The 17,365-nt window shown below is 65.7% G+C and carries 14 protein-coding genes; 8 read left to right on the top strand and 6 right to left on the bottom strand.

Going from position 1 to position 17,365, the window contains the following annotated elements; genetic code table 11:
• Positions 1-73 precede the first annotated feature (73 nt).
• Positions 74-2,551, bottom strand: coding sequence for a TonB-dependent receptor (locus ACP696_RS10915; protein WP_426011264.1), 2,478 nt, complete (start codon positions 2,549-2,551; stop codon positions 74-76).
• A 195-nt stretch (positions 2,552-2,746) separates the two neighbouring features.
• Between ACP696_RS10915 and ACP696_RS10910 the strand changes: the two genes are divergently transcribed.
• On the top strand, positions 2,747-4,327 hold the full coding sequence (locus ACP696_RS10910; protein WP_426009891.1) for an ArnT family glycosyltransferase: 1,581 nt from the start codon (positions 2,747-2,749) through the stop codon (positions 4,325-4,327).
• Between the two features lie 106 nt (positions 4,328-4,433).
• Here the strand turns inward: ACP696_RS10910 and ACP696_RS10905 are convergent, their stop codons facing one another.
• Positions 4,434-5,075 (bottom strand): 3-oxoacid CoA-transferase subunit B, encoded by a 642-nt coding sequence (locus ACP696_RS10905; protein WP_426009892.1) that lies wholly within the window; start codon positions 5,073-5,075, stop codon positions 4,434-4,436.
• Positions 5,075-5,785: a CoA transferase subunit A gene (locus ACP696_RS10900; protein ID WP_426009894.1), complete on the bottom strand. Its 711-nt coding sequence runs from the start codon at positions 5,783-5,785 to the stop codon at positions 5,075-5,077. Before ACP696_RS10900 ends, ACP696_RS10905 begins: the two co-directional genes overlap by 1 nt.
• 108 nt (positions 5,786-5,893) lie before the next feature.
• On the opposite strand from ACP696_RS10900, the gene ACP696_RS10895 reads away from it, so the two are divergent.
• Entirely contained in the window at positions 5,894-6,493 is a 600-nt protein-coding gene (locus tag ACP696_RS10895; RefSeq protein ID WP_426011265.1) for an NAD(P)H-dependent oxidoreductase, read from the top strand.
• 3 nt (positions 6,494-6,496) lie between these two features.
• The gene (locus ACP696_RS10890; protein WP_426009896.1) at positions 6,497-8,395 is read left to right on the top strand and encodes a monovalent cation:proton antiporter-2 (CPA2) family protein; all 1,899 of its coding nucleotides are present in this window, start codon (positions 6,497-6,499) and stop codon (positions 8,393-8,395) included.
• A 1-nt stretch (position 8,396) separates the two neighbouring features.
• Here the strand turns inward: ACP696_RS10890 and ACP696_RS10885 are convergent, their stop codons facing one another.
• Complete coding sequence (locus ACP696_RS10885; RefSeq protein WP_426009898.1) at positions 8,397-9,074, bottom strand: OmpA family protein; 678 nt, start codon at positions 9,072-9,074, stop codon at positions 8,397-8,399.
• Positions 9,075-9,293: 219 nt separating this feature from the next.
• On the opposite strand from ACP696_RS10885, the gene ACP696_RS10880 reads away from it, so the two are divergent.
• Positions 9,294-10,229, top strand: a complete 936-nt coding sequence (locus tag ACP696_RS10880) for an isopenicillin N synthase family dioxygenase (protein ID WP_426009899.1) — start codon at positions 9,294-9,296, stop codon at positions 10,227-10,229.
• Positions 10,230-10,332: 103 nt separating this feature from the next.
• Here ACP696_RS10880 and ACP696_RS10875 read toward each other — a convergent pair whose 3' ends face one another.
• The gene (locus ACP696_RS10875) at positions 10,333-11,988 is read right to left on the bottom strand and encodes a pilus assembly protein TadG-related protein (protein WP_426009900.1); all 1,656 of its coding nucleotides are present in this window, start codon (positions 11,986-11,988) and stop codon (positions 10,333-10,335) included.
• A 326-nt stretch (positions 11,989-12,314) separates the two neighbouring features.
• Here ACP696_RS10875 and rlmN point away from each other — a divergent pair, with 326 nt between their 5' ends.
• The 4 genes from rlmN to ACP696_RS10855 all read left to right on the top strand — a co-directional run bounded on the left by rlmN (position 12,315) and on the right by ACP696_RS10855 (position 15,248).
• The gene (gene rlmN / locus ACP696_RS10870) at positions 12,315-13,514 is read left to right on the top strand and encodes a 23S rRNA (adenine(2503)-C(2))-methyltransferase RlmN (protein ID WP_426009901.1); all 1,200 of its coding nucleotides are present in this window, start codon (positions 12,315-12,317) and stop codon (positions 13,512-13,514) included.
• A 29-nt stretch (positions 13,515-13,543) separates the two neighbouring features.
• Positions 13,544-13,879 (top strand): hypothetical protein, encoded by a 336-nt coding sequence (locus ACP696_RS10865; RefSeq protein WP_426009903.1) that lies wholly within the window; start codon positions 13,544-13,546, stop codon positions 13,877-13,879.
• Positions 13,880-13,954: 75 nt separating this feature from the next.
• Positions 13,955-14,383, top strand: coding sequence for a DUF350 domain-containing protein (locus tag ACP696_RS10860; RefSeq protein ID WP_426009904.1), 429 nt, complete (start codon positions 13,955-13,957; stop codon positions 14,381-14,383).
• Positions 14,384-14,408: 25 nt separating this feature from the next.
• Complete coding sequence (locus ACP696_RS10855) at positions 14,409-15,248, top strand: S1 family peptidase (RefSeq protein ID WP_426009906.1); 840 nt, start codon at positions 14,409-14,411, stop codon at positions 15,246-15,248.
• On the opposite strand, the gene ACP696_RS10850 is transcribed toward ACP696_RS10855, so the two are convergent.
• Positions 15,245-17,353, bottom strand: a complete 2,109-nt coding sequence (locus tag ACP696_RS10850; protein WP_426009907.1) for an AmpG family muropeptide MFS transporter — start codon at positions 17,351-17,353, stop codon at positions 15,245-15,247. The two genes, ACP696_RS10855 and ACP696_RS10850, sit on opposite strands and share 4 nt — an antisense overlap.
• Between the last annotated feature and the right edge of the window lie 12 nt (positions 17,354-17,365).

Here is a 17,365-nt window from a genome sequence, read left to right as displayed (position 1 = left end):
AGGCTTGCGACAAAAGAAAAAGGGCGGCCCGTTTCCGGACCGCCCTTCTTTGTTTTCACGAGGTTCTAGAGATTCAAAACGCGGCGTGCAGGGTCACGCTGGCCGTGCGCGGATAGCCCGGCTGGCCAACGCCCGTGCCCGACGGGTTCACCGCCAGGTCGCCCAGGTACTTTTCGTCGGCGAGGTTCTTCACGTTTAACTGGATGTACGTGTTCTTCATGCCGCCGAAGTCGGTCAGCTTGTAGCGGGCGTCCAGGTCCAGCAGGCTGTAGCGCGGAGCCTTTTCGGTGTTGGTCAGGTTGGTCCAGCGTTCGCCAACCATCTTGGCCTGGACACCGACGCTGAGCGCGTCGGTGATATCCCAGCCAACCCGCACCGAGCCTTGCAGCTTCGGAATCTCGTACAGTTCCTTGCCCTTGGTCGGAAGAACCGTTCCCAGCGAGGTGCCGGGGATGTTTTCCTGGAGCTCGGAGTCCACATACGAGAACGAGCTGTAGAAGCTCAGATACTCGACCGGCTTGAAGCCCAGTTGGGCGTCAAAGCCCTTCAGCTTGACGTCGCCGACATTGACCGAGAAGGCGATGTTGTCCTGTTCGTTGAAGGCGCGTTCGATGCGGTTGGTGAAGTCGTTATACCAGACCGACGCGGCCAGCAGCACGGTCGGCGACTGGAAGCGGTAGCCCAGGTCGTAGGAGTGGGCGATTTCTGGATCCGGGCTGGTGGCCTTCTTGTCGTAGAGGTCGTCCGTACGCGGGGCCGACAGGGTCTCAGCGTAGCTGAAATAGACCGACATATTGTCGGCGACTTCGTAGCTGACGCCCAGGTTCGGCAGAACCTTGTCGTACTTGCGGGTCAATTCGCGCGGACGGCCGTACTGGGTCGTGCCGGGCGTAACCGTGCCGTTCGCATTGTTAGTGTTGAAGGTCACCAGGGTCTGACCGTTGCCGTCATTCGTGCCGGCGACGGCGATCGGGGTCTGGGTGGTGCAGTAGGCGGTGAAGGTGTCTTGCTGGTAGCAGAAGTTATGCAACTGGCGCTTGAAGAACGGGGCGCGCAGGCCAACGTTCAGCAACAGCTTGTCGTCCATCATCCGGCCGCGATACTCGACCGAGAATTGGTTCAGAGTCGCGACCGAGACACGGTCGCGCTTGCGCAGGATGGTGCCGTCGGCCAGCTTGATCGCCTGGCCGTAGCCGTCTTTGCCGCCGAAAACGTCGTTCGGGTTCATTTCCAGGTCGAAGGTCGTGAACTGGCCGGTCTGGCGGTGGTGAGCTTCGTCATAGGTATAGGCGACGCGGAAGCTCTGGTTGTCGGCGAACTTGTAGATCAGCGACGAGGTGACGCCATAGCGGCGGGTGTTCGTTATGTTCGGCGCATAGAGGAGGACAGTGTCCTTCAGGTCGCCGTCGCCGTTCAGATCAACGCCCGTGGCCGCGCTTCCGCGAACCAGACCGTTGGCGGCAAGGACGCCTGCTTCGCGGAAGAGGCCGCGACCGCCGCCATTAGCCAGGGTGTATTGGAACGACGGATCGACGGTCAGGATGAAGTTGTCGCCGATGTGGAACAGCGATTGACCGCGCAGGTTGCCGGTGTTCGACGGGTTGATGTTGTACTTGTAGCAGGTACCGATGTTGACATCGACGTCCACGCCAGTGAGCGGGGTCGCGCCGGTCGTCGGGGTGGCGCGATTGCAGGTACCGGCCAAGGCGGTGCCCGAGGTGGCGCGGCTATATCCGACGCCGGTGCCGGCTTGGAAGGCGGCCAGCGACATGCGGTTGATGAAGTTGTTGCGGTTTTCGTTGTAGTTGGCGATCAGGCTGATGAAGTCGCCATTGTCGCCGAGCGGCTGATAAATCCGCGCATTGTACTGTTGCTTGTGAATCTTGCCGGGGCCGTTGAACACGTCGTTGATGGCGTCGGCGGCGCTGAACCAGGCGCTGGTGCCGAAGGGGCCGATCTTGCCAGTGTCGATCACGCCGAAGAAGCGGCGGAAGTTGCCTTCGCCGGCCTGGGCTTCGAACACGCCGCCGAAATCGCCAGTGGGCTTGCGGGTCACGTAGTTGATGGTGCCGCCGGCGGCCGCGGCCGTGGGGCTGTCAACGTCGGTGGTGCCCAGGTTGACGTCGACCTTGGAGATCAGTTCCGAGTCCATCTGCTGGTTCGGATAGATGGCGTAGTTGCCGCTGTCGTTCAGCGGAATGCCGTCTTGCAGCAGGGCGACGCGTTGCGAGTCGAAGCCGCGAATGGTGATGTCGCCACCGGCCGAGCCGTAGGCGTCGTTGTTGGTGAAGTTCACGCCGGGCAGCAGGTTCAGCGAGTCCAGAATGGTCTGGCCGGGAACCTGGCGGGCGATGAAGTCCTGGGTAACGGTCGAACGCGACTTCGGCACCGTCTGGGCGACGATTGCGCCGTTCTGGTTCTTCAAGGTCGAGGCGGTGACCACGACCTGTTCGACGGCGTCGGTGCCGGTCGACTGGGCCATGGCGGCGGTGGCGCTCAGCAGGCTACCGACCAAAGCGGTCGACGCCAGGCAGGCGAGCTTTTTCGTCATCATCTTGATTTATCCCCTTATTCCGGTCGCGAAGGGGCGCATGGAGCCCGACTGACCAATCGTTAAGAGGCTCTTTAACGACCTATTTAGAAGGTTTGGTGACGGAAACGACACGATGGCGGATAAACCGGGCCGGGGTGTCTCGCTTGCAACAGATCTAGTCAGTGTCTTCTTACTTATGCGGGAGAAATCAGCGTGGCCCTTGATGAAATGGCGCGGACGGCCGAGGCGCGGGCCTGGCGGCTGACGCTGGTTTTGGTGGGCGTGCTGACGATCCTGCGGGTCGTGGCGCTGTTCACCACGCCCCTGGAGTTGTACCCGGACGAAGCTCAGTACTGGCTTTGGTCGCGCCATCTGGATTTCGGCTATTTTTCCAAGCCGCCGATGATCGCCTGGCTGATCTGGGCCACGACGCACGTCGGTGGCGACGGCGAGGCCTGGCTACGGGTCGGCTCGCCGCTGCTCAACGCGGGCACGGCCTTGGTGATCGCTCGCATCGCCCTGAGGCTCTATGGCGACCAACCCGGCGGGCGATGGATCGGCCTGGCGGCGGCGGCGGTGTTCGCCTTGATGCCCGGCATACAGCTGTCGTCGGTCTTGATCACCACCGACACCCCGCTGCTGTTTTTCCTGTCCCTGATGATCTGGGCTTGCGTGGCCCTGCCCGCCGCCTCGCCCCGAACCCGGATCTGGGTGGCGGCCGGCATGGGCGCGGCGCTGGGCATGGCGTTCCTCAGCAAGTATGCGGCGATCTACGCCTTGGCCAGCTTGGGCGGGCACCTGTTCATCTCGCGCGCGGCGCGGCGGGCCTGGACCCCTGCCATGGCGGTCGCGTTCTTCGCCGCTCTCTTCCTGGTCTTCGCGCCGAACATGGTGTGGAACCTCAACCACCACTTCTCGACGCTGGAGCACACGGCCGCCAACGCCAACTGGAAGTCGGGCAAGCTGTTCAATCCGATGGAGATGCTGAGCTTCATCGGGTCGCAGTTCGCGGTGTTCGGCCCCGTGCCCTTCGGCGTGTTGGCGGGGGGCGCGATCCTGCTGGCCGGGCGCAAGCGCCTGACCTCGCCCGACCTGATGCTGCTATGCTTCGCCCTGCCGCCGCTGGTCACCGTCGCCGCCCAGGCCTTCGTGTCGCGCGCCAACGCCAACTGGGCCGGCGCGGCCTATGTCGCCGGCTCGGTGCTGGTCGCCGCCTGGCTGCTGCGCTGGGAGGCCCGCCGCTGGCTGATCGGCGGCCTGGCCCTGCAGGCGGTGCTGGCCGCGCTGTTCCTGACCTGGGTGATCAACCCGCGCACCGCCGAGGCCATGGGCATGGCCAACAGCTTCAAGCGAGCCCGCGGCTGGGACCAGACGGTGCGAACGATCATCGACCGCTCGCGCGAGGAGCAGGCGCTGCATGGCGGCCTGACCGCCGTGGCCGTCGACGACCGGTTCCTGTTCAACGTCGCCGCCTATTACGGCCGCGACTATTTTGGCACGCCGCAAGCGCCGCCCTTGAGAATGTGGGTCCACGAGATCGCGCCCCGCAACCAAGCCGAGGCCGAGGCGCCGATGACCACACAGCTCGGCAAACGGGCGCTGATCGCCAGCCTGGACGGCGTCTATCGCGCCAAGATCCAGCAGGACTTCGCGCGCACCTCGGATTTGCAGATCGTCAGTGTGCGTCTGGACAAGAAGCACTCACGCCGTACCGACCTTTTCGTCGCCGAGGGTTTCCAGCCCGTAGCCCGCGATCCGGTGACCGGGCTGCCCTCGAATCCGGCGCCGAACTAGTTCCTCCCCCTCTGGGGGAGGCGGCCGAAGGCCGGTGGGGGGCGTCAGACGCCTAGCCACCCCCCTCCGTCGGCTTCGCCGACACCGCCCCCAGAGGGAGAGGAGCTTAAACCCCGACATCGAACGCGGCCTCGGTCTTGGCCTTGACCTCATCCACGGTCACGCCCGGCGCCAGCTCGATCAGCCGCACCGGCGTCTTGCCGCGATTGATCTCGAAGACGCCCAGCTCAGTGATCAGCAAGTCGACCACCCCCGCGCCTGTCAGCGGCAACGAACAGCTGTGCAGCAGCTTGGGCGCGCCGGACTTCTCGCAGTGGTCCATGACCACCACCACGCGCTTGACGCCGGCCACCAGGTCCATGGCCCCGCCCATGCCCTTGACCATCTTGCCCGGCACCATCCAGTTGGCCAAGTCACCCGTTTCCGACACCTGCATGCCGCCCAGGATCGACAGGGCGATGTGCCCGCCGCGGATCATCGCGAAGCTGTCGGCCGACGAGAAATAGGAGCTGCTGTCCAGCTCGGTGATCGTCTGCTTGCCGGCGTTGATCAGGTCGGCGTCCTCCTCGCCCTCATAGGGGAAGGGGCCCATGCCGAGCATGCCGTTCTCGCTCTGCAGCGTCACCGACATCCCCTCGGGGATATAGTTGGCCACCAGGGTCGGGATGCCGATGCCCAGGTTCACGTAGAAGCCGTCTTTCAGCTCCTTGGCCGCCCGTTCGGCCATTTCGTCGCGCGTCCACGCCATCAGACGGTTTCCTTCTGGCGGGTGGTCACGCGCTCGATGCGCTTCTCGAACTTGGCGCCCTTGATCAAGCGATCCACATAGATGCCGGGCGTGTGGATATTGTCCTTGTCCAGCGCGCCGACCTCCACGATCTCCTCGACCTCGACGATCGTGACCTTGCCGGCCGTGGCCATCATCGGATTGAAGTTGCGGGCGGTCTTTCGGTAGACGAGATTACCCTCGGCGTCGGCCTTCCAGGCCTTGACGATCGACAGGTCGGCCGCCAGGCCGCGCTCCATCACATAGAGCTCGCCGTCAAAGTCGCGCACTTCCTTGCCCTCGGCGACCAGGGTGCCGACCCCTGTGCGCGTGAAGAAGGCGGGGATGCCCGCCCCGCCGGCGCGGATGCGTTCGGCCAGGGTGCCCTGCGGATTGAACTCCAGTTCCAGCTCACCAGAGAGGTAGAGCTGTTCGAACAACTTGTTCTCACCCACATAGGACGAGACCATCTTCTTGATCTGGCGGTTCTCCAGCAGGATGCCCAGGCCAAAGCCATCGACGCCGCAATTGTTGGAGACCACCGTGAGGTCCTTGACACCCGTCTCGCGGATCGCCGCGATCAGGTTCTCGGGAATGCCACAGAGGCCAAAGCCCCCGGCCATGATGGTCATGCCATCGAACAAAACACCCGCCAGCGCGTCGGCGGCTGTGGACTTCACCTTGTCGACCATGGTTCCTCCCGGAGCGACGTTCGCCGACTGCTCTGAGCCGCCGGCCGGAGAAATTCAACCCTTGATGAATACAATTTCGATGTGTGGAGTTTCGGCGTGACGGATTGGATTGACCCAGCGGAATCTAGCACTTCGACCGCGCCAGCCGCCACCTCGGGCGTGTTGCTGACTCTGGCTCATCCGGCGCTTGAACGCTCTCGCGCCAACCGCGCCCTGGCCAAGGCGGCCAAGGGGCTGGGCGGGGTCACCTTCCACGACCTGTACGAGACCTATCCCGACTTCGCGATCGACATCGAGGCCGAGCAGGAAAAGCTGCTGGCCCACGACGTCATCGCCCTGCAGTTCCCGCTCTACTGGTACTCGACTCCGGCCCTGCTGAAGGAGTGGCTCGACCTCGTATGGCTGCACGGCTTCGCCTACGGGATCGACGGCAACGCCCTGGCCGGCAAGCGGATGTTCGTCGCCTGCACCACGGGCGGCGCGGCCAAGGCCTATCACGCCCACGGCTACAACCGCTTCACCCTGGACGAGTATCTGCGGCCGCTGGAACAGACGGCCTATCTGTGCGGCATGGTCTGGGAAACGCCCTTCGTGGTGCATGGGGCGGCGGTGAAGAATGACGAGGACCTCAAGGCGGAGGCCGCGAACTACCGCGCCCGCATCGCCTCGCTGATCACCACCCCCGCCGACGCCGAACTGGGGGCATAGCAGATGTCGTTTCTTCTCCAGGCCCTGGTCTATCTCGGCGCCGCCGTCATCTCCGTGCCGATCGCCAAGCGGTTGGGGCTGGGCTCGGTGCTGGGCTATCTGATCGCCGGGGTGGTGATCGGCCCCTTCGCCCTCTCCTTGGTTGGCGAGCAGACCGACATCATGAAATTCGCCGAATTCGGCGTGGTCATCCTGCTGTTCCTGATCGGGCTGGAAGTCCAGCCCTCGACCCTGTGGGACATGCGCAAGGCGATCTTCGGGTTCGGCGGGACCCAGGTCGTGGGCACCTCGCTCGCCATCGCCGGCGTCTCGATGCTGCTGGGCCTGCCCTGGCAGACGGCCCTGGCGGTCGGCATGGTGCTGGCCATGTCGTCCACCGCCATCGTGCTTCAGACCCTCGACGAGAAGGGCCTCAGACAGGGGCCGGTCGGACGCGCCGCCTTTGGAATCCTGCTGCTGCAGGACCTGGCCGTGATCCCGATGTTCGCCTTGCTGCCGACCCTGGCGACCATCGCCCCCAGCGCTCATGCGGCGACTAGCGGTCATGGCGAGAGCCTGGTCGAGCACCTGCCGCGCTGGGCCCAGGGCCTGGCCGTGCTGGTCGCCGTGGGGACGGTGATCGGTGGCGGCCGCTTCCTTGTGCGACCGATCTTCCGCTTCATCGCCGAGGCCCGGCTGCGCGAGATCTTCACCGCTGCGGCCCTGCTGATCGTGGTGGGCGTGGCCAACATCATGCAGATGGTCGGCCTCTCCCCCGCCCTCGGGGCCTTCCTCGCTGGGGTCGTGCTGGCCGAAAGCGAGTTCCGCCGCGAGCTGGAGAGCGACATCGAACCCTTCCGGGGTCTGCTGCTGGGCCTGTTCTTCATCACCGTCGGGGCCGGGATCGACCTGGGCCTGGTGGCGCGCCAACCCCTGACCCTGATCGGCCTGGTGTTCGGTCTGATGGTGATGAAGTTCCTGGTGGTGTTTGGTCTGGCGCGGCTGTTCGGCGCCCCCGCGAGGGGCGCGGCGGCGGTGGCCACCGCCTTGGCCCAGGGCGGCGAGTTCGCCTTCGTGCTGCTGACCTTCACCGTCGGGGCCGGCGTCATCGGCGCCACCCTGGCCGCTCTGCTGACCGCCGCCGTCGCCGTTTCCATGGCCCTGACCCCGGTGGCGATGATCCTCTACGAGCGGATCGCGGCCATGCTCCAGGCGTCGATCCCCAAGGTCGTGCCCGACACCGGCGACTTCGACGACAGTGAGCCCGACATCATCATCGCCGGCTTCGGACGTTTCGGGCAGATCACCGGCCGCTTGCTGACCGCCAATGGCTTCCGCTCGACGGTGCTGGACAGCGATATCGGGCAGATCGACCTGCTGCGCCGCTTCGGCCGTCGGGTGCACTATGGCGACGCCACGCGGATGGATCTGCTGCGCGCCGCCGGCATCGAGCGGGCCCGGATGCTGATCGTCGCCTTGGATGATCGGGAGAAGACGGTCGAACTGGTCGAGACCGCTCGCAAGGCCTATCCGGAGCTGGTGATCCTGGCGCGGGCCTGGGATCGCCGCCACGCCTATGACCTGCTGGCCAATGGCGCCGACGCGGTTGAACGCGAGACCTTCGAATCCGCCCTCGCGCTGGGCACGACGGCCCTGCAGAAGCTGGGTTATCGCGCCCACCGGGCCCACCGGGCGGGCGCGATATTCCGCCGTCACGATCGCAAGTCGTTCGAGGATCTGCGTCCGGTCTGGGGCCAGGATGAGGCCTATATCCTCGCCTCGCGCGACGCGGCCCAGACCATGGACAAGCTGCTCAGCGCCGACCTGGCGCGCCTGCGCCCCGGCGACGCCAGCGGGGCTTGGGATACGGCCGGCCTGGACGAGGAGTTGAAAGAGCGAGCGGAGCGCGAGGCGGCCAAGTAACCTACTGCGTCAGCGGGCGCAGGATGATCTCGACACGGCGGTTCTGAGCGCGGCCTTCGGGGGTGTCGTTGGAGGCGACCGGCTGGCGCTCGCCCTGGCCGGCTACGAAGACCCGGTCGCTGATCACCCGGCCGCTGCCCACCAGATAACTGGCCACCGAACTGGCGCGGCGCTCCGACAGGGTCTGGTTATAGGCGTCCGGACCGCTGCTGTCGGCGTGGCCGACGATGTCGATCGTGGTCTGGGGATAGGCGTTCAGTGTACGGGCCACATCGTCGAGCACGCGCAGGAACTGCGGCTGCACCTCGGACCTGTCGACCGCGAAGGTGACGTCGCTGGGCATGACCAGCACGATCTGGTCGCCATTGCGGCGGATCATTACGCCCGAACCTTCCAGGCTGCGACGGAAGTCGGCCTGCTGGCGATCCATGTAATTGCCGGTCGCGCCGCCAGCCAGGGCGCCGATGCCCGCGCCGATCAGCGCGTTCTTGCGGCCCTGTTCGCCCTTGTTGGTGTTGGTGAGGTAGCCTAGGGCGGCGCCGATGCCAGCGCCGGCCAAGGCGCCCGTGCCGGTATTGTTGCGCGTCGGCATACCCGTATAGGGGTCTGTGGTAGTGCAGGCGGTGGTCAGGGCGGCGACGCCCAGCAGGGCGATCCACGGCGCGGTCTTGTTCATCATGGTCGGTCTTTCCCTAATGGGTCGCTCCGAAATCACTGGAGCAGCCTTGATCTCACGCGGTGGCGTGTGATCCCCTGGCAGGCAGAACGCCTGTCCCATGGTCAAGTTCCACTAACGCACATGACGCTCCGATGAACAGCGCGGATTGCACAGGGCCTTCGCGCACCGCGTTCGGCGGTGTAGTAAGTCCCGTCTTACTAATTTCCGAGGCTCCAGCCCGTGTCCGCATCCGCCATCGAACCCGTCTCGTTCACCCTGTATTCGAAGGACTTCGACAGGTTCGCCCAGGAACTGGGCGCGTCGTTCCAGCGCTACGGCTTCGCCGTGATCTCAGATCACGACATGGCCCAGGCCCGCCTGGACGCGGCCTTGGCCGACGCCAAGGCCTTCTTCGCCCTGCCGGTGGACATCAAGAAGCAATATGCTGGCGCCTCGGGCGGCTCGCGCGGCTATATCCCGTTCGGCATCGAAACGGCCAAGGGTGCCACCCACTATGATCTGAAGGAATTCTGGCACGTCGGCCGCGACCTGCCGCCGGGCCACCCGTTCCGCGCCAACATGGCCGACAATGTCTGGCCAGCCGAGATCACGGGCTTCCACCACAATGTCGGCTGGATGTACGGCGCGCTCGACAGCCTGGGCACGCGGGTGCTGAAGGCCATCGCCACCTATCTGAATCTGGGCCGCGACTTCTTCGACCCCACGGTCAAGGACGGCAACAGCGTGCTGCGCCTGCTGCACTATCCGCCGATCGCCAAGGACGCCACCGGGGTGCGGGCGGGGGCGCATGGCGATATCAACACCATCACCCTGCTGATGGGCGCCGAGGAGGGCGGGTTGGAGCTTCAGGACCGCAACGGCGACTGGCTGCCGATCAACCCGCCGCCTGGCTGCGTAGTCTGCAATATCGGCGACATGCTGGAACGCCTGACCAACCACGTCCTGCCCTCGACTATCCACCGCGTGGTCAATCCGCCGCCGGAACGTCGCGGCGTGGCGCGCTATTCGACGCCGTTTTTCCTGCATTTCGCGTCGGACTATCTGATCCAGACCCTGCCCAGCTGCGTGACGGCGGAAAACCCCGACCGTTATCCCGAGCCGATCACCGCCGACGCCTTCCTTCAGCAGCGTCTGCGAGAAATCAAGCTGGCCTGACCGGCAGGCGCGAACCGGGACGTCCATCAGTCTCCGGACGAGCCAACGGCGAGGCGGCGCAAAAGCCAAAATGAAAGCCCCGGAGCGACGCTCCGGGGCTTTGCTATTTGGTGATCCGCAGGTTCTGGATCGAGCCTGCGATGGTGTTGAACACCGAGGTCAACTGGGCCGCGTCAGTGACGTCGTAATACATGTCGGTCTTGGTCGCGCAGCTCTGCAGGATGCCTCGAGAGTGGCTCGATACGCCCACTCCGATGGCGTAAATCTGGACGCCCTTGAGCTTGGCCGCTGTGCAGACCTTGATCTGCCGGCTGTCGATGGCGTTCATGCGATCGCTAGCGCTGGAATTCTGGTCGAGCGCGTTGCCGTTCTTGTCCTTCAGCCGCTTCTGCCCGGCATAGCCGTAGCCGCTGTAGGTCGAGTTGTTGACGTTGTTGCTTTCGCTCATGACGTTGTCGCCATCGGTGAGCAGCACCAAGACCTTGGTGGTGTTCTTCGTGCCATAGGGCTTCCCGTCGGCGAAGGGGGCGTTGGGCGACACCGAATGCCAGCCCCACGCCGCGCCCATGGCGACATTGGTGTTGCCCGAGGCGATCATCTTGTCGAGCTTGGCCTTGAGCGTGGAGACACCCGAGGCCGTGCGCACATTGGTGAGACGCATGACGCTGGTGATCCCGCAACCGGCATTGGGTCCGCCGTTCACGTTGCTGGCGCCGCCCCGCAGGTTGGCCGCGGTGTATTTGGTCATCAGCCCCTGGCGGCGCAGAAAGTCGGACTCCGACTTGAACGGGTTGGGACTGGTCAGGTAGTCCTTGGCATAGTCGTTGGCGGGCGCGGCCGTGTAGTTCTTGGTCTTGGTGTTCCCCATGTCCTGGTAGATTTGGTACGAGGTGTCCGGCTCGTCCGGCGCGAAGAACGGTACGAAGTAAGACCCGGGCTTGGCCGCGTAGGGCGCCTCGTCATTGGTGTCATAAGGGTCGGGCCGGCTTTCAACGCAGCCGCTCCAGGTCAGGCCCATGCCGGTCAACAGGGCGAACCGATCCAGGCGCGCGCCGTCATTGAACAGGTCGTCGCCATATTGCGACGGCAGCGCGCCGCGCAGCCAGCCCTGGCCTTCGAAGTTGGAGCCGACATTCACCGTCATCGAGAAGGGAACGACCGAGATCTTCACCGCGTCGGTCTCGGTGGCGCGGGCCGCGGCCGCGCCCAGCACGTCGACCAGCGACTTGGAAGCGTTGATCAAGGCGTTGATCTTGGTGCCGCCCGATCCCAGATTGCTGGCCATCGAGCCGGTGTTGTCGAGCACCAGCGCGACCTCCAGCTTGTTGACCGAGCGCATGACGGTGGAGGTGGCGGCGACGGTGGAATCGCCGCTGCTCCAGAGGTTGGAGATGATCGGCTTGATCGTGGCGCTGACCGTGCCGACCACGGTGTTGCCGGCGCCCGAAGCAAAGGTCGAGCTGGCGGCGGTGAGGGTGACGCCAAGACCGGCCATTTCCGTGGCCAGGGCGGAGTCGCCAATGGAGTCGAGCCCATCGTCCGTGGTGGCCGTCGAACGCGCGGCCATCAGGGTGGCGGCGTCCAGGGCGTCCTGCAGTTGGCGCTTCTGCAGGCTGGCCCGGCTGATGTCGATAAGGCCGAAGGTCAGGATGGCGATCGGCAGCAACAGCAGGGCGAACTGCACGGCGATCGCGCCGCGCTCGTCCGCGCGGGCCGCCGCGAAACGCCACGCCAGCCGGTTCCAGATGGACTTGAACAAGGCGAAATTCCCCTTCGAGGGCGTCATGATGCGCCCCGGACGGTGAACAGCCTGCAAACGACGATGGTGAATCGCCGTCGCGGGCCGCGCAAATCACCTGCCGCAGGACTGGCCCTTGTTCTGCTGGACCAGCCAGGCGTTGGTCTTCATCGCAAGCCTCCCCAGTCTTCGGATCGTGGAGCCGCACCGGAGGCCTGGCGCCGCCACCCGTCAAGTCGGAGAGGCCGCGACGTCGCGTACTTTTGGAAAAACGGGCGACCTCTGCTATATACTGCCCTCGATCCTGAAATCTCTTGCCCCCACATCCCCTTTTTTTGGCCCGCCCCTTGAGCGTCACCCTCGACCTGTCGCGCATCACTCTCAAAGCCGACGCCCCAAAGCCGTTGATCAACCTGTCGGGCCTGACCCGGCCGCAGCTGGTCGCCGCCTTGATCGAGAGCGGCGCCGTCGAGCATGGCAAGGCCAAGATGCGCGCCACCCAGCTGTTTCGCTGGATGCATCATCGCGGTGTCACCGATTTTTCGGCCATGACCGATGTCGCCAAGGAAACCCGCGCCCGACTGGCCGAACAGTTCACTGTGGCGCGTCCCGAGGTGGTCGAGCGTCAGGTCAGCAAGGACGGCACCCGCAAGTGGCTGATCCGCATGGGTCCGGGCATTGAAGTCGAGACGGTCTACATCCCTTCGGTCGGCCGCAGCGGCGCGCTGTGTGTCTCCAGCCAGGTCGGCTGCACGCTGAACTGCAGCTTCTGCCACACCGGCACCCAGGCCTTGGTGCGCAACCTGACCGCCGCCGAGATCGTGGCCCAAGTGCAGATCGCCAAGGACGACCTGGCAGAATGGCCGTCGGACAAGGACGATCGCCTGCTCAGCAACATCGTGTTCATGGGCATGGGTGAGCCGCTGTACAATCTGGGCCAGGTGGCCGACGCCATCGAGATCATCAGCGACAACGAGGGCATCGCCATCTCGCGTCGGCGGATCACGGTCTCGACCTCGGGCGTGGTCCCCCAGCTCGACGCCCTGGGCGACAAGACCCAGGCCATGCTGGCCATCAGCCTGCACGCCACCAACGACGCCCTGCGCGACGAGCTGGTGCCGCTGAACAAGAAGTATCCGCTGGACCAGCTGATGGCCGGCGTCCGCGCCTATCCGGGCATCAGCAACGCCCGCCGCGTGACCTTCGAATATGTGATGTTGAAGGGCGTCAATGACAGCCCCGATGAGGCCCGTGCCCTGGTCAAGCTGATCAAGGGCATTCCGGCCAAGGTCAATCTGATCCCGTTCAATCCCTGGCCTGGCACCGACTATGTCTGCTCCGACTGGGCGGCGATCGAGGCCTTCGGGTCGATCCTCAACAAGGCCGGCTATTCCTCGCCGATCCGCACGCCCCGGGGCCGCGACATCCTCGCCGCCTGTGGCCAGTTGAAGAGCGAGAGCGAAAAGGTGCGAGCATCGGCCCTCCGCAAGTTGTCGGTCGAGGCCATGGTGGGCCGGCTGGACGACGAGGACGAGGCGGCGGCCTAATCTCTCAAAACACCGTGGAGCTGATCGCCTTGGACGCCACCGCCGAGCCTGACTGGCGCGCCGAACAGTTACTCGACAAGGAATACCTCGTCGGCGTCCGCTTCCAGCGGAAGCGGCATCGCACCTATCGCGAGGGTTGGGATCACGATCATTGCGTAGGCTGCTGGGCCACCTTCGCCGAGCGCGATGTCTCCGAACAGATTGACGAGCCTGTACTGCATGACGGCTTCACGACCTGCGAGGATTTCGAATACGGGGCCGAGTATTGGTGGATCTGCTTGGACTGCTGGGCGACCTTCAAGGGTCCGATGAAATGGACCGAAGCCGTGGCGGAAACCGAGGGTGAAACCGGCGCGGAAGCCTGATGAGCGAGCCCCCTACGCACGGCCCTCGAACCCGTGCTAGCAATGCGTCCCTCAAGTTCGGGGTTTATCGCCTTCATGCCGCCACAGCTCCAGTCGCCCGAGATCCAGGCCTTCGCCAGCGGTCTGCCGCTGACCCTGATGCACGCCGCCATCACTTTGGTGATGCTGGTGGTGGGCACGGCGCTCTATGCCCTGTTGACCCCGCACAAGGAGATCAAGCTGATCCGCGAGGGCAACGCCGCAGCCGCCCTGTCGCTGGGCGGGGTAATGGTCGGTCTGGCCATTCCGCTGGCCACCTCGCTTCGGGCCTCGGTCTCGCCGCTGGAGATCGTGCTGTGGGGCGTGACGACGATCTTCGTCCAACTGCTGGTCTTCCGGATCACCGACATGCTGCTCAAGGGCTTGCCGGAGCGGATCAACGAGGGCGAGGTCGCCGCCGCCGCCTTGCTGGTCGGCGCCAAGCTGGCCACCGCCCTGGTCCTCGCCGCCGCCGTGGCCGGCTGACGCGCCGAGACGCGGGGGCTCACAGTTGCATTTCCCAAGGCTTCCGGACTGGCTGATCTACGGGGCGGTGGTCGCCGCCCTGCTGGTCGTGGCCGTCGGTCGGCAGGAGCGCTCCGACGCCCCCTCGCCGCCACCGCCCGTTCCTGGCGGCGAGGGCTTGCCGCTGGGACCGGCCTCGCCTTTCGATCCCTCGATCGTCGTCCAGGTGCCCGAAAAGGGCCAGCCCGGCAGCGGCACGGCCTTTTCCGTGGATGACAGCGGCGCCTGGCTCACCGCCCGCCATGTCGTGGATGGTTGCAAACAGGCCGCCATCGTCGTTGCCGACGGCCGGGGCGTGGCCGCCAGGATCACGCTCGATCCCACCGGCGACGCCGCCATCCTGACCACCGAGGGCGGCGCCCCCGCCGTGCCGATGCGCGGGATGGGCGAGCCGCCGCGTCGGGGCGAGCGGGCCTATCACCCGGGGTTCCCTCAAGGGCATCCAGGCGAGGTGACCTCCCGCCTGCTGGGGCGTGAAAACCTGGTCGTGCGGGGACGCGGAGCGCGCACCGAGCCGGTGCTGGTCTGGGCCGAGGTCGGCCGCACCGACAATCTGAAGGGCACCCTGTCGGGCCTGTCGGGCGCTCCCGCCCTAGACGGCGCCGGGCGGGTGATCGGAGTCACCGTGGCCGAGTCGCCGCGCCGGGGCCGCATCTATACGACGGCCCCGGAGACCGTCCGCGACCTCATGCTGCAAGGCCGCCGCCGCGCCGCCGGCTTCGCCCTCGGCGAACAGATCACCACCGAAAACTACGGCCGCGTCGCCGACGGCCTGCGCCGCGACCTGCGGGTCGCCCAAGTGGTGTGTTTGAAGAGCGAGACCTAGACTTCAGCCTTGGCATTGGCTTGAGCGTCGCCGGTGGTCGGATCGACTTGGCGAGCCGCGACGAAGAACACCAGCACGATGGCCACGAAGCCGATCACGGTCGTGTAGACGTAGAACACGAAATAGCCGGTCCCTAGCGCCGCCGGACTCACCCCGGACTTGGCCATGGCCTTGGCGTAGCTCTCGGCCGGCAGGCGGCTCATCAGCGTCTTAAGGCCGGCGATGAAGCCCGAGCCATCGGCCGCCTTGGCCACGCTTTCGACGATGCGGCCCGACTGGCTGGCCAGCAGCTTGCCCAGCAGAGCGTACAGCGATGAGAACAGCGCGTACTGCGTGGCGGTGAAGCCGGCGCTGGTCAGGCTGGACATGTAGGCGATCAGGCAGGTGCCGGCGAAGCCGCCGCCGATGTTGTCGGCGGCGATGGCCAGCATCAGGGCCGAGATGTCGTGACCGGCCATGGCCAGCCAGGCGAAGGCCAGGTTGCTCAGCGAGCCCAGGAACGCGCCGGCGATCAGCGAGCGCATCAGGCCAAAGCGCAGCACCGACCAGCCGCCCAGCGTCACGCCGAGGATCGACATCACCGCCCCGAACACCTTGCGGACCTCGGCGATCTCCAGCTTGGAGAAGCCCAGGTCGACATAGAAGGCCCCGTTGATGTTGATGACGAAGTCGGAGACCCGATAGAGGCAGATCAGGGCCAGGATCAGTCCGCCCAGCTTGGCGTAGCGGTTGAAGAAATCGACCAGCGGCTGACCGAGGGCCGAAGACAGATAGACGCCCGGACGGGTCGGTCGGCGCGGGATCGGCCAGGCGGCCAAGGCGATCACCGCGAAGCCGCCGATCACGCCGGCCAGTTGCAGCCAGGGCTTGGCGTCGGACTTGAACGCCTCGATCAGGCTGGCGCCCGCGCTGTCGGCGCCGAAGACGCCCAGCAGGGTCGAGGCCAGGGCCGGATCGCCGATCAGGCCGACGCCGAGCATCAGCGCGCCGAGCAGCAGGACTAAGACGCGAACCACGGTCTCGATCGCTTCCAGAAAGGGACGAGGCGGCAGGTCGCCGGTGTCGATGGCGCGCACGGCGTGCTGGGCTTCGCGCGGCGCGGCCAGCACGGCCAGCATGCCCACGCCCATCAGCGCCGCCATTGCCGCGTAAGAGACGCTCCAGGTGAAGGCCTCGGCCAGAATCAGCGGCACGGCGCCGGCCACGATGATGGCGATGCGATAGCCCCACTGATAGGCGGCGGCCATGGCGCCTTGCTTGGCGTCCTCGGCCACCTCGATCCGCCAAGCGTCGATGACGATGTCCTGGTTGGCCGAGGCGAAGCCGACCATTACCGCGAACAGAGCCATCAGGCCCAGGTGGGTGGCGGGATTGGTGCCCGAGACCAGGGTTAAGCCGACGATGATCACGGCCTGCGAAACCAGCATCCATGACCGACGGTGGCCCAGCCACTTCGTCAGGAACGGCACGGCGGTGCGGTCGACGATCGGAGCCCAGAGGAACTTCAGGGCGGTGAACAGAGTGGCTAAGCTGAAGAAGGCGATGACCTCCAGCTTTAGCCCGATGTCGCGCAGCCAGATCGACAGGGTATCGAACACCAGTAGGGCGGGCAGGCCGGCGGCGAAACCGAGGAAGAACATCACCGTGGTGCTACGAATGTCCCGCGTGCCTTCGCCCTGAGCCGAAGCCGGGGGGCCGAAGCGGTTGGCGTCGTCCTGGCCTTTCACGATGCCCAGATCATAGAGCAGCCACAGCCAGCCCAGCACGGGCACGAGGGCGGCCAGCATCCACCACCCGCTCTTGCCGCGATCGTGGCAGCGCTTCACACCGATGGCCAGAAGCGGCCAGATCAAGCCGAGCGCGATCAGCCAGGGCAGGGCGTCGAGGATTTCCGAACCCGGCGGACGGGGCGGCGGCGGGGCCGTCGGATCGACAGGCGGCTTGAGGTTCACCAGCGCCCAGAACAGGCCGAAGATGGCGCCGGCCGCCACCTGAACCAGCCAGAGCTGCAGGCGGCCGACACGGCCGTGGAACGAGGTCAGAAGGGCCTGGGCGGTCTGGGCTTGCGGCGTCTCGCCCTGGGTTTCAGCCTTCTGCGTCGCCATCCAAGCCCCCTT

The sequence above is a fragment of the Caulobacter sp. DWR3-1-2 genome (assembly GCF_049896225.1).
Lineage (GTDB): Bacteria > Pseudomonadota > Alphaproteobacteria > Caulobacterales > Caulobacteraceae > Caulobacter.
The sequence above is the reverse complement of the archived record's forward strand: the minus strand, read 5'-3'. Positions and strand labels throughout refer to the sequence as shown.